This window comes from Pseudoalteromonas sp. SR41-4 (assembly GCF_014163985.1).
GTDB lineage: Bacteria > Pseudomonadota > Gammaproteobacteria > Enterobacterales > Alteromonadaceae > Pseudoalteromonas > Pseudoalteromonas rhizosphaerae.
Map to the genome: position 1 here is coordinate 26,490 of NZ_JACJEI010000012.1, position 13,023 is coordinate 39,512.

7 protein-coding genes are annotated in these 13,023 nt (G+C 39.9%); 6 read left to right on the plus strand and 1 reads right to left on the minus strand.

The annotated features are described in order from the left end of the window. Window positions 1–44: 44 nt before the first annotated feature. On the minus strand, window positions 45–1,958 hold the full coding sequence (locus H5180_RS11330) for a bifunctional diguanylate cyclase/phosphodiesterase (protein ID WP_145235932.1): 1,914 nt from the start codon (window positions 1,956–1,958) through the stop codon (window positions 45–47). A 645-nt stretch (window positions 1,959–2,603) separates the two neighbouring features. Between H5180_RS11330 and H5180_RS11335 the strand changes: the two genes are divergently transcribed. The 6 genes from H5180_RS11335 to glgC are packed head-to-tail and all read left to right on the plus strand — an operon-like array spanning window position 2,604 to window position 13,015. Further along, window positions 2,604–2,903, plus strand: coding sequence for an isoamylase early set domain-containing protein (locus H5180_RS11335; protein WP_145235928.1), 300 nt, complete (start codon window positions 2,604–2,606; stop codon window positions 2,901–2,903). A gap of 10 nt (window positions 2,904–2,913) precedes the next feature. Then, a complete protein-coding gene (gene malQ / locus H5180_RS11340; protein ID WP_182758260.1) occupies window positions 2,914–4,911 on the plus strand; it encodes a 4-alpha-glucanotransferase in 1,998 nt (665 codons plus the stop codon). Further along, window positions 4,912–7,140, plus strand: coding sequence for a 1,4-alpha-glucan branching protein GlgB (glgB, locus tag H5180_RS11345; RefSeq protein ID WP_182758261.1), 2,229 nt, complete (start codon window positions 4,912–4,914; stop codon window positions 7,138–7,140). It abuts the gene before it with no gap. Then, the gene (gene glgX, locus H5180_RS11350) at window positions 7,124–9,184 is read left to right on the plus strand and encodes a glycogen debranching protein GlgX (protein ID WP_145235917.1); all 2,061 of its coding nucleotides are present in this window, start codon (window positions 7,124–7,126) and stop codon (window positions 9,182–9,184) included. Before glgB ends, glgX begins: the two co-directional genes overlap by 17 nt. Beyond that, window positions 9,174–11,699 (plus strand): glycogen/starch/alpha-glucan phosphorylase, encoded by a 2,526-nt coding sequence (locus H5180_RS11355; RefSeq protein WP_182758262.1) that lies wholly within the window; start codon window positions 9,174–9,176, stop codon window positions 11,697–11,699. Before glgX ends, H5180_RS11355 begins: the two co-directional genes overlap by 11 nt. A 14-nt stretch (window positions 11,700–11,713) precedes the next feature. Further along, a complete protein-coding gene (gene glgC / locus H5180_RS11360; protein WP_145235911.1) occupies window positions 11,714–13,015 on the plus strand; it encodes a glucose-1-phosphate adenylyltransferase in 1,302 nt (433 codons plus the stop codon). Window positions 13,016–13,023: the final 8 nt, after the last annotated feature.

Here is a 13,023-nt window from a genome sequence, read left to right on the forward strand (position 1 = left end):
TTTAGCTAGATTTCCATGGTAATAAAATTTTAAATGACAAATCGTTAAGTTTCGAGGTTCCAAACGCCAGTGCCCGTCGCGGCGATATGATTAACATTCCCTTGTAGTACCTTACTGCCAACATTCACAGATGACTGCGGACGACTAACTAAATACCCTTGTACGCTACTAATTCCCATGCGTTTCACTAATTCAAACTGGGCGATTTCTTCAACTCCTTCAGCAACGATTTTAAGCCCAAGCTTAGTACCTAATTCACTGATTGAATTTAATATTTTGTTATATTTCGGGTTTTCATTAGCTTGCGCTATGAATAATCTATCAATCTTGATTACGTCAATAGGTAGATCAGCTAAGGTACTTAATGAGCTAAAACCGGTACCAAAGTCATCTATTGCAATAGTGACGCCTTCTTTACGCAATTTCTCTAATTCATTAATGATAGTGTTGCTAGCGGTGATCAATGTCGATTCAGTGATCTCTAACATCAATGAAGTGGGCGGTAGCCCTGTCTTGGCTAGTTTTTTCATTACCCATTCATGAATTGGGCGATGTTTGAGTTGAATGCCAGAGACATTAACTGAGATTTTAACTTTGCGCATACCAGCATTGTGCCAAGCTGCCATTTGTCGACATGATTCTAGCATTATCCAATCACCAAGCTCTAATATAAGGTTTGATTCTTCTGCAATCGGAATAAACTCCACTGGAGAAATAGCCCCCTCAACAGGATGGTCCCAGCGCACTAACGCTTCGAAGTAATCAATGGCGCAATCTTCAACATGCACAATAGGCTGAAATGATAAATGAAAATTATGACACGCAATGGCTAAACGCAGCTCTTCGAGTAAGTAATGGTAGCGACGCATTTTATTACCCATTTCTGGCGAATAGACTTTAAAAATACCACGCCCATCGGTTTTAGCACGATACATAGCAACATCCGCCATTTGCAACAAAGCATGGGGAGTTGATGCACTTTCAGGATAAACAGCAATACCGACACTGGCACTGATCTTAATTAGTTTATTACCCAGAACAAAGTCCCGCTCTATTTCGTTTAGTACATGCTGTGCCACATCTAAGCTTTTAGAGTTGCAATCAATATTATTAATGAAAATAGAGAACTCATCGCCCCCTAAACGCGCTAAATTTTGCTCTAATAGACTGGTGGGATTGATATCATTAAGCTTATGATGGCGTAATACGCTAGCCAGGCGTTCGGCTACTTGAATCAATACTTCATCACCAAAACTGTGGCCAAAAGAGTCATTCACTTGCTTAAAGCCATCTAAATCAATAAATAACAAGGCACAGTGAATATTTTTTAGTTCAGCACCGTTGAGTTGGCGGTCTAGGTGCTCGATATAAGCATGACGGTCAATCAACAAAGTCAATTTATCTTGGCAAATGCTGGTTTGAGTTTCACGGGCATAATTAGCTACATGGCTGGTTAATGCATTAATTGCTTGGCTTAAACGAGTTACTTCTGTCGCATGCTCAAGTTCAGGAAGTTGAATATTAAATGATTCGATAACTTTTTTTGTTTGTATATTAAGTTGTTCTATCAGCTGTTTTTCACGCTTTATGTTTAATTGTTTACCAAAATACCATGTTAAAAATAAACCTATTAAAATCAGTAGAATAAAGTTTACAGGTGATAAAATAGTGGCATTGATGATGGATGATGCTTGAGCGGTAATAAACTGTGTATCTGTTGCTCTAATTAGTAAGTAATCAGTACCGTCTTTGCTAACTATATAGTGGCCATTTAATATCGGGTTATACCAAGAGGGCATCGTTAGTTGGGTGGTAGCAGTATCAAAAGCGCGAGTGGCAATACTAGATTGTTGCGGATTAATGGTATTGACTTGTTTCGTTAATAAAATATTCATGCTAAAGCAAAAAATAAATATAGCAATAAAGGCAATACTGAGTAAGCGAAAAAGTTTAGTCATTCCATTAAACCATTTTATCCTAATTATATGAATTTGTTATTAGGTATTACACATTTTTTTCAGTATATAGTTTGTAAGACTAACTGACAAAACATTTCTTTAATGACGCCCCTGAATAAGGAATATCTTTTCAGTTAGATGTTATTTTATCAGTATTTTTTGAGCGTTTACTCAATTCAACTATTAAATAAATTCACTTTACCAGTGGTTATTTGTTAACTACTTTAAAGGTCACAATTCAGACAGTGATTAACTTGGTTTAGTTCTTGCTGTCATTAAGATGGTAATCATAAAGTGAGTGTTTTTTGCTTTATTTGCACACATTTGGTGCAATATTTATTTAATCGCACTGTCATAAAGCATAAATATAACTTTGTTTAACTAGAGCGTGTTTATTTTTTGAGTTTACTTTTACCGCAGTATGTTTGGTTTTTATGCTAGACAGAGCACATAGTAGTGTTTTATCTACATAAATTGTGCGATAACGTAGTATACCGATCGAACCTACAGCCTAAAGGTTGAAGATTTTGACTCTGAAAGGTCAACACGCACTAATAATATTTTACAGCCCTGCGTATGTTGAGTAGTTGAACGCACTTCTGTGGCAAGGATTAATTGACCTTAAGGTTTAGTTTGGAGCCCAATATGTTAAGTAAACGATTTTTTAAAACTAAAAACGAAGCTGAAGTAACATTTGAATTTCAGCATCCTCAGGCTGAGCAAGTTCAGTTAGTCGCTGAATTTACTGATTGGCAACCTGTTGCAATGAAGTTTAATAAAAAAGAACAATGTTTTAAGCTCAAGCAGCGATTACCGAACGATCAACAGTTTCATTTTCGGTATTTAGTTAATGGTACTATTTGGGACAATGACCATCATGCCGATGGATACATAGCAAACAGTTTTGGTACAGAAAATAGCATAGTCAATACACAACGTATTTAAGGCGTGGTAAATGGAGTCTCTTTCACAGCTTTTTTATCTACATGGTATTGGCTATGAATACACCAAGTATACTGGTGAACACGTGGTTTTTAGCGATGCAACCCGCAGTGCGGCACTCAGTTGTTGTGGTGTTGATGTTACGGATCACGCCCAAATTTCTCATTTAAATATCAGCTTAGATGCCAATAAATGGCTGCAATTAGTACCCGATTGTAGTTTGGTATGTGCTGAACAACCAGCCGTTAAAGTGCGTATTGATAAGCGTATGTTAGGGCAACAATGTACAGTCTCATTTGCGCAGCTTGATTTGCCCAGCATTACTCACCAATTAGCTGATTTACAATGCAGTGGCGATTATTTGTTTAACGACGTCACTTATTTAGAGCTCATTTTCCCGCTTCCAGCATTGCCTACTGGTTATCATGATGCAAGCATTAACGTTGCAGGTTTAACGGCTGAAACTCAACTGTGGGTGACACCTAAATATAGCTTTCAAGTGACGGATAAAAAACAAAGTGGGCTTTCAATTCAACTTTACAGTTTAAAAAATAATGCAGCACTAGGGATAGGCGATTTTGCCGATTTATTATCTATGACAGAGCAAGCAGCAAGTCATAAACTGGATTATATTTTACTCAATCCACTGCATTTATTATTTTCTGAGCAACCAGAGCGAGCAAGTCCATATAGCCCGAATAATCGTGCATTATTAAATCCACTCTATATATCAATTGATTTATGCGATGACAGCATTAATAACCCCAATATCACTGCGTATTTACAAAGCAACTATGCGAGTGACTTTAAAAAGCGGACTCTGCAGTCGCAGTATATTAATTACAGTGCAGTGAGTGAGTTCAAATACGCAGCCTTTAACTTGCTATACCAGCATTTTTGTATGCATGGGAGTAAGCACCGCAAACAACACTTTAGTGATTTTTGTCAACAACATGGTGCGACACTTGCGACCTTAAAAGTTACTGACAGCGACTTTGCTTACTACTTGCAATGGCAAGCATATGTGCAATTAAAATTATGCCAAACTACCGCCCGAGAGCAGGGAATGAGTATTGGTTTGATCAATGATTTAGCGGTGGGTTGCGCCGGCGATGGTAGCGAATTCCTCAATCAACAATCGTTATTTACCGATTCTGCTTATGTAGGCGCACCGCCTGATCCATGGGCAGAGCATGGCCAGAACTGGGGATTGCCAGCACTGAATCCGATTAAGCTCAGTGATAATAATTTTAGCTACTACCGAGCATTGATCCGTGCAAATATGGAAAACGTCGGTGGTTTGCGTATCGATCATGTTATGGCAATTCGCCGTTTATGGTGGTGTTTCGAGCATCAACAGCAACAAGATGGTTGCTATGTGTATTATCCATTTGAGCATTTATTAGCGGTACTGACAATAGAATCCCATTTGAATCAATGTATTGTCATTGGTGAAGATCTTGGGGTTGTTCCACCAGAGGTGAAAGCTGCACTTGCAGATAAAGCAATATTTTCAAATAGCTTATTCTATTTTGAAAAAGATTATCAAGGTGAATTTTTAGCGGCCCAGTCATTTGCGCCACAATCATTGTTAATGGTTGCAAACCATGATGTACCGCCTTTCTTTGGTTGGTGGCAGGGGCTTGATCTTACTTTGAAATTAAAATATCAATTAATTGATGAACAACAGTTAACTCAACTGCGTGCAGACCGAGATATTGAAAAACAACGACTACTGCGTTTTCTGTCAGGATGTGCAGCACACACCTTGTTTTTAGATAGTACAGCAAGTGATGTTTATCAGGCGCTGACCTTAGGCTTGGCCGCTGCACCAGCGCGGTTATTTACTATCCAGCTCGATGATTTAGATGAGCAAACGTTACCTGTAAACATTCCTGGAACGGATCAAGAATACCCTAATTGGCGTCGGGTATTAACGCATTCAAGTGAACAAATATTCACACGTCACAGTGCATTCCTCAGTGCTATTAATTCCATAAGGACTAATTAAATGAACAGTATTGTTCGTAAAACCGCAAAGTCACAGCACTATGATCAACAAGTTAATGCTTTAAAGCGTGGCTGTTTTAAAGATCCGTTTAGTTTTTTAGGCGTACATGCAATTACTGACACGCACAGTGAAATACGCTGTTATATGCCCGGGGCAACAAAAGTAACGATAAAACTGCCTCAGCAAATGATTGTTAGCACACGCTATGGTGATTCAGATTTATTTATAGCACAGCTTGATAATCAAGATATTTCAGCTTATCAGCTAGTGGTAGATTACAGCGATTGTCAGGTTATTTGTGAAGATGTGTATAGTTTTGATAGCAGCCTAGATGATAGTGCTATGTACTTATTTAATGAAGGCACATTAGAGCACGCATATCGCCATCTTGGTGGCCACTTCATTGATTTTAAAGGTGTTTCAGGTGTACGTTTTAGTGTTTGGGCACCTAATGCTAGCAGTGTTTCAGTTATTGGCGAATTTAATCACTGGCAGCAAAGCCAACACTTTATGCGTTTTAACCCTGCGTCTGGAGTCTGGGACTTATTTATTCCAGAGCTCAGTGAAGGTCAGTGTTATAAGTTTTCTATAACAACTCTCAGTGGCGAAGTGCTCGAAAAGGCTGATCCATTTGCATTTAAAATGCAGCAAGCACCAGGCACTGCTTCAGTACTTCAAACTCGGCCCGCAGCAATTAAACTAACTGATAAAATGCAACGTCAGCGTGTTAAACGCAACGCGATTGATGCACCTATCTCTATCTATGAAGTGCATTTAGGTTCTTGGCAGCGAGAAGAGGGAGATCGTTATTTAACTTATCAAGAATTAGCACAGCGGTTAATTAATTATGTCACTGAACAAGGCTTTTCGCATATCCAACTTATGCCGATCAGTGAATTTCCATTTGATGGTTCTTGGGGGTATCAGCCAGTTGGCTTATTTGCACCAACGAGTCGGTTTGGCGGTTTGGATGATTTTCGTTATTTTGTAGAGCAATGTCACCAAGCTAACATTGGTTTACTCATTGATTGGGTTCCAGGCCACTTCCCAAGTGATCCGCATGGCTTGCATCGTTTTGATGGCACACATTTATTTGAACATGCCGATGTGCGTCAAGGTTTCCATCCAGATTGGAATACCTATATCTACAACTATGATCGCCCAGAGGTCCGCAGCTTTTTAGTTGCTAATGCAATGTATTGGTTAGAAGAATTTGCCATTGATGGATTACGTGTCGATGCTGTTGCCTCAATGCTGTACCTTGATTACAGTCGTGAAGATGGACAGTGGATCCCGAATAAGTTTGGCGGGCGCGAGAATCTTGGTGCTATTGAGTGTTTAAAGCAAGTTAACTTACGTTGTTATGCTAATAACCCCGGCATTATGATGGTGGCTGAAGAGTCAACAGCGTGGCCTGGTGTTACCCGTCAGGTGAATCATGATGGCTTAGGATTTGGCTACAAGTGGAATATGGGCTGGATGAACGACAGCCTTCACTATATGCAACGCGATCCATTATATCGCCAACATCATCATCATGAATTAACTTTTTCGATGGTGTATGCCTATAGTGAAAATTATATTTTACCTTTGAGCCACGATGAAGTGGTGCACGGTAAAGGCTCATTAATTGAAAAAATGCCTGGTGATGATTGGCAAAAATTTGCAAATTTACGCGCGTACTATGCATTTATGTGGGCGCATCCGGGCAAAAAATTACTGTTCATGGGCGGTGAGATTGCCCAGCGTAGCGAGTGGAATCATGATCAATCAATTGATTGGCATTTGCTTGAGCATCTATCGCATCAAGGTGTGCAACGAACTATCGCGCAGCTCAATAAAGTATATCGCGAAGTTCCAGCTTTACATCAGCTAGATACTGAACCGTCAGGTTTTAGCTGGATCGATAATCAAAATGCTCAACAGAGTATTTTTAGTTTTATTCGCTTTGCTAAGAAAGCAAGTAATTACGTGGTTGTGGTAAGTAACCTCACACCAACGGTTTATCATGATTATTGTATTGGTGTGCCAAGCTCAGGTGAATTTGAAGTAATTTTAAATACCGATGATGAACAGTTATTTGGTTCTGGAGTACAAGTGTGTGGGCAATCAGCTAAAACAACTAGTACAGCAACTCCATGCCACGGGCATCAACATAGTATTAAACTCTCACTGCCAGCGCTTGCGACGGTTTATTTAAAAAGGGTGGCTGATGAGTTTATCGATTGAATTAAATAAAGGGCAAACTTTTCCGCTGGGAGCCAGTGTATTAACAAACGGTGTAAATTTTGCCGTTTATGCGCCATTGGCTAAACAGTTGTATGTGTGTTTATTTGATGCCAGTGGTCATACCGAAGTTTTAAAGTTAGCAATGAATAATAATGAAGGGGGGATATGGAGTTTACATATAACCCCACTGGCTATGGGCACTTTATATGGTTATCGCGCAGAAGGTGAATATCAACCTAAAAAAGGATTGTTTTTTAATAGCCAAAAATTGTTAATTGATCCCTATGCAAAAGATTTATTTGGTGAGTTTACCTGGAGTGAACGCCACTATGGGCAAATGCCTAAAGGTACTTTGAGTACGGTAAATAACGCCATTGATATCCCTAAATCTAAAGTCACACAGCTGCAGCCTTATCAAGGTAAAAAACCGGGCCATAGTTGGGGAGAAACGGTTATTTATGAATGTCACGTTAAAGGCGCCACAGCACGACATCCCTCTATTCCAAGTCAGCTACAAGGTACCTATTTGGGCTTGAGCCATCCCAGTTTTATAGAGCATTTACGTACACTTGGCGTAACCACTTTAGAATTGTTACCGGTACATAGTTTTATTAGCGAACAGTTTTTAACCGCCAAAGGCCTGCAAAACTACTGGGGTTACAATACATTAAATTTTTTTACACCAAATAAAGATTACTTAGTAACTGATGAAATTGGTGAATTTCAACAAATGGTTACTAAACTTCATCAAGCGGGTATTGAAGTGATTTTAGATGTGGTTTACAACCACACCGCAGAGGCTGGTAGCGACGGTCCTTTGTTATCTTGGCGCGGCCTAAATAACCCTGGTTATTACCGTAGTGTTAACGATAACCCTGAAGTTTATATCAATGACACTGGGTGTGGTAATACCTTAAATATAGACGACCCATTTAGCTTGAAAATGGTACTCGATAGCTTACGTTATTGGGTAGAAATAATGGGTGTTGATGGTTTTAGGTTTGATTTAGCAACTATTCTTGGACGGACGCCGCATGGCTTTAGCCAAACCCATAGTTTTTTACAAGCAATCAATCAAGATCCAGTGTTAAGCCAAGTGAAATTAATTGCTGAGCCTTGGGACATAGGCCCTGGTGGTTATCAATTGGGAGCATTTCCTGCGCCTTGGCGTGAGTGGAATGATAAATACCGTGATGTTGTTAGGCGCTTTTGGCAAGGGCAGCACAATATGCTGGCTGATCTTGCAAAACGTTTACATGGCTCTTTTGATTTGTTTGATCATAATCACCGTGGGCCATTAAATAGTATTAATTTTATAACCAGTCATGATGGCTTTACTTTAACCGATTTAGTGAGTTACGAACAAAAGCATAACGAAGCAAATGGTGAACAAAACCGCGATGGGCACAGTGCTAATTATTCGTTTAATTGCGGTGTTGAAGGCTTTACTGATGATTTAAAAGTTACCTCCATGCGGTTACAACAACAAAAAAACTTTTTACTTACCTTACTACTTTCCAAAGGGGTGCCTATGCTGTCATCAGGCAGTGAAATGGGGCACTCGCAAGGAGGGAATAACAATGCTTATTGTCAAAATAACCGCACTAGTTGGCTGGCATGGAAAGACTCGCAGCGTAGCCACAGCCTCATTCGTTTTATTGACGATGTATTGACCTTACGAAAGCAACACTGTGTGTTTAAACACAGTGTATTTTTACACGATAGCGATAAGCGATTTAGTGTTGATTGGTATACCGAGCAAAGCCAAGCCATGCAAGAAAGTGACTGGCATGATGGTTCAAAACAGTTTTTGATGTATAGCTTAAAAGATACACAACTAAATACGGCATTACTCATTATTTTGAATGCCAGTAATGTGGCAGTTAAATGTCAATTACCTGCTAATCACGATTTATCGGTATGGCGTTTAGCGCTTAGCAGTGTTGATCAAGCAATGGTTAAAAATACAGAACAGTTTGAGGTTGCTGCACAAAGCAGTTGGGTTTTTACAGCCAATTTAGAGGACGAATGTAATGGCGAATAATGGTGAACAAATGTGTGTTGCTAAAGGTTGGCAAGATGCCCCTTTAATAGATGAAAGTACGCTTGAAGATGATTTATCACGCCATTTCTATTATACCCTTGGGCGCGATAAGGTCGGAAAGTCTCAACTGTATTTGTATAACGCACTAGCGTTGACAATTCGCGATCGATTAGTCGCTCGTTGTCGAGCAACAAAACAGCAAATGCACAGTGAAAAGCGTCGTAAAACGGCTTATATATCACTTGAGTTTTTAATGGGCCGAGCACTAGGTAATGCCATTTTAAATTTAGATTTAGAAGAGCAAGTCAAACTTGCACTTAATAATTATTGCGCTCACATTGAACATGTTGCGCAAGCAGAGCATGACGCTGGGTTAGGTAATGGTGGTTTAGGCCGCTTAGCTGCGTGTTTTCTAGATAGTTGTGCGAGTTTAGCATTACCTGTAACCGGTTATGGTATTCGTTATGAATACGGCATGTTTAACCAGTCAATCGAAAATGGCCATCAAATAGAGCAGCCTGATAATTGGTTACGTGAAGGGCATCCATGGGAGCTGAGCGCACCAGAGCAAGCCAAGCGTGTTAAGTTTTTTGGCCATGTTGAAAGTTATACTGATAAGAACGGACGCATTCATCGACAATGGTTAGACACTGAAGATGTATTAGCTGTCCCTTATGATGTGCCGATCCCTGGCTATAAAAATGACATAGTTAACACCCTCAGACTCTGGAAATCAGAAGCCACTGATGAGTTTGATTTAGGTGAGTTTAACGCCGGTAGTTACTCAGAAGCCGTCGCGCATAAAAACCTTGCCGAACAAATCACCATGGTACTTTATCCTAATGACAGCAGCGAAAATGGTAAAGAGCTACGTTTAAGGCAGCAATACTTTTTATCGTCGGCGAGCTTACAAGATATTGTTGGTCTATGGGTATCACAGCATGGTGAAAAGTTTAGTGATTTTGCTGATTTTCATGTTTTTCAACTTAATGACACCCACCCAAGTATTGCTGTTGCAGAGTTAATGCGATTGCTGATTGATGATTATGACTTGGATTGGGATGCTGCATGGCAGATCACCACAAAAACCATGGCGTATACCAATCATACGTTGCTTCCAGAAGCGCTCGAAAAGTGGTCTGTGTCATTATTTGCGCGTTTATTACCGCGTATTCTTGAAATAATTTATGAAATAAATGCGCGCTTTCTTGCTCAAGTTGCGTTGGCATGGCCGGGTGATGTTGCAAAACAACAAGCGCTGTCTTTAATTGAAGAAGGCTCAGATCCACAAGTAAGAATGGCGTATTTAGCCATTGTTGGCAGTTTTTCTGTTAATGGCGTAGCAGCATTGCACACAGAATTACTTAAAGAAGGTTTGTTTAAAACTTTTTATGAATTGTGGCCTGAAAAATTCAACAATAAAACTAATGGTGTAACGCCAAGGCGGTGGATAGCTCATTGTAACCCTAAACTAACCCAGTTGATTGGTGAAAAAATTGGTCAAGATTGGGTGAGGGATTTTGCGCAAATTAGCCAGCTGCGTCGCTATTATGATGATGTTAAATTCCATAAACAATGGCAAAGCGTCAAACTTGAAAACAAACAACGGCTAGTTGATTTAGTCAAAGCACGTTGTGGTGTTGAATTTGATACTAGCATGCTATTTGATGTGCAAGTTAAACGAATTCATGAGTATAAGCGCCAATTACTGAATGTATTACACATTATTCACCTATATGACCGTATTCGTCGTGGCGATACCGCCAATTTAGTGCCACGCTGTGTATTACTAGGAGGCAAAGCAGCACCGGGGTATTACATGGCTAAGCGCATTATTAAGCTAATTAATAATGTTGCAGATGTGATCAACAAAGATCCACTTGCTCAGCCTTATTTACGGGTGGCATTTTTACCAAATTATAATGTTACAGCAATGGAAACTATTTGCCCCGCAACAGACTTGTCTGAACAAATTTCAACCGCAGGTAAAGAAGCATCTGGTACCGGTAATATGAAGTTTATGATGAATGGTGCGCTGACAATTGGCACATTAGATGGTGCTAACATAGAAATTCGCGATGCAGTAGGAGCTGATAACTTCTTCTTATTCGGCGCACAAGCTGAGCAAATTGAGGGAATAAAACAAAGCTATAACCCATTACATATTATTCATAATACACCTGACTTACTGAATGTTATGCAATTACTTGAAAGTGGGCACTTTAATTTATTCGAACCTGGTTTATTTGACGACATTATTGGTGCAATCAAAAGCCCTCATGATCCTTGGTTGGTTGCCCACGATTTTGATAGTTTTGTACAAGCTCAAAAAGCGGTTGAACACGCTTATCAAGATCAACAGCATTGGACGCAAATGAGTATTTTAAATACTGCGGCCAGTGGTACTTTTTCAAGTGATAGAACGATCAGCCAATACAGTGATGATATTTGGCATTTAGAAGCATTAACAACATCTAGTTCGGCCGACACAGCCATAAGCAATAGCAAAGATTAATACGGAGATAAATTATGCCAAGTTATGCAAATCGCTACATAAGTAGTCTGACACGAGAAACCTACGCACTGATTTTAGCAGGGGGCAGAGGTTCACGCTTACATGAATTAACAAATTGGCGGGCCAAACCGGCGGTTTATTTTGGTGGCAAACATCGTATTATCGATTTCCCGCTATCAAACTGTATTAATTCAGGTATTCGTCGTGTTGGGATTGCAACACAATATAAATCGCACTCGCTGATCCGCCATGTTAACCGTGCATGGGGTCATTTTAAAAAGGAACTGGGTGAATCTGTAGAGATATTACCTGCATCACAGCGTTATGGTGACGAATGGTATTGCGGCACTGCTGATGCGGTGTTTCAAAATATGGATATTATCCGTCATGAGTTACCTAAATATGTAATGATTTTATCTGGCGATCATGTTTACCGTATGGATTACGGTGGCTTATTGGCAAAACATGTAGAAACTGGTGCGGACATGACAGTGTGCTGTATAGAAGTTCCCTGCGAGGAAGCTGCAGAAACATTTGGTGTGATGACGGTAGATGAAGAAAAGCGAGTGCGTCGTTTTGACGAAAAACCGAAAATGCCAAGTTCAATTCCTGGTCGTCCGGGGACTTGCTTAGCATCAATGGGTAATTATGTATTTAATACTGAGTTCTTATTTGAACAACTAAAAAAAGACGCAGAAAACGAAGGTTCAGGCCGTGATTTTGGCCATGATATTATTCCGGCAATTATTGAAGAGCATAATGTATTTGCTTTTCCATTTCGAGAGCCTGGTCATGACGGCCAACCTTATTGGCGCGATGTGGGTACACTGGACTCATTTTGGGAAGCAAACATGGAGCTGGTGATGCCAGAACCACAGCTGGATTTATACGATCCAACTTGGCCTATTTGGACCTACCAAGAACAACTGCCACCCGCTAAGTTTATTTTTGATAATGACGACAGACGTGGCATGGCTGTAGATTCAACCGTATCAGGCGGCTGTATCATTTCAGGCTCGGTGGTTCGTAAATCACTGTTATTTTCTAATGTACATATTCGTTCATACTGTGAAATTGAAGAGTCGGTGATATTACCAGGTGCAATTATTCAACGTAATTGTCGCATTCGTCGTGCTATTATCGACCGCGGTTGTGAAGTGCCTGCGGGTGTTGAAATCGGTTTTGATCGTAAAGTCGACGAGGAAAATGGTTTTAGAGTGTCTAAAAAGGGCATAGTATTAGTGACTCGTGAAATGCTCACAGAACTTTCCAAAAAGCTTGAGCGCCAAGAGCGTGAGAGTAAACAGTTAGCTTAAATATCATA

Bases quoted from the DNA above. Each gene is read 5' to 3' on its own strand.
- H5180_RS11330 (WP_145235932.1), bottom strand. From the start codon at position 1,958: ATGACTAAACTTTTTCGCTTACTCAGTATTGCCTTTATTGCTATATTT.
- H5180_RS11335 (WP_145235928.1), top strand. From the start codon at position 2,604: ATGTTAAGTAAACGATTTTTTAAAACTAAAAACGAAGCTGAAGTAACA.
- malQ (WP_182758260.1), top strand. From the start codon at position 2,914: ATGGAGTCTCTTTCACAGCTTTTTTATCTACATGGTATTGGCTATGAA.
- glgB (WP_182758261.1), top strand. From the start codon at position 4,912: ATGAACAGTATTGTTCGTAAAACCGCAAAGTCACAGCACTATGATCAA.
- glgX (WP_145235917.1), top strand. From the start codon at position 7,124: ATGAGTTTATCGATTGAATTAAATAAAGGGCAAACTTTTCCGCTGGGA.
- H5180_RS11355 (WP_182758262.1), top strand. From the start codon at position 9,174: ATGGCGAATAATGGTGAACAAATGTGTGTTGCTAAAGGTTGGCAAGAT.
- glgC (WP_145235911.1), top strand. From the start codon at position 11,714: ATGCCAAGTTATGCAAATCGCTACATAAGTAGTCTGACACGAGAAACC.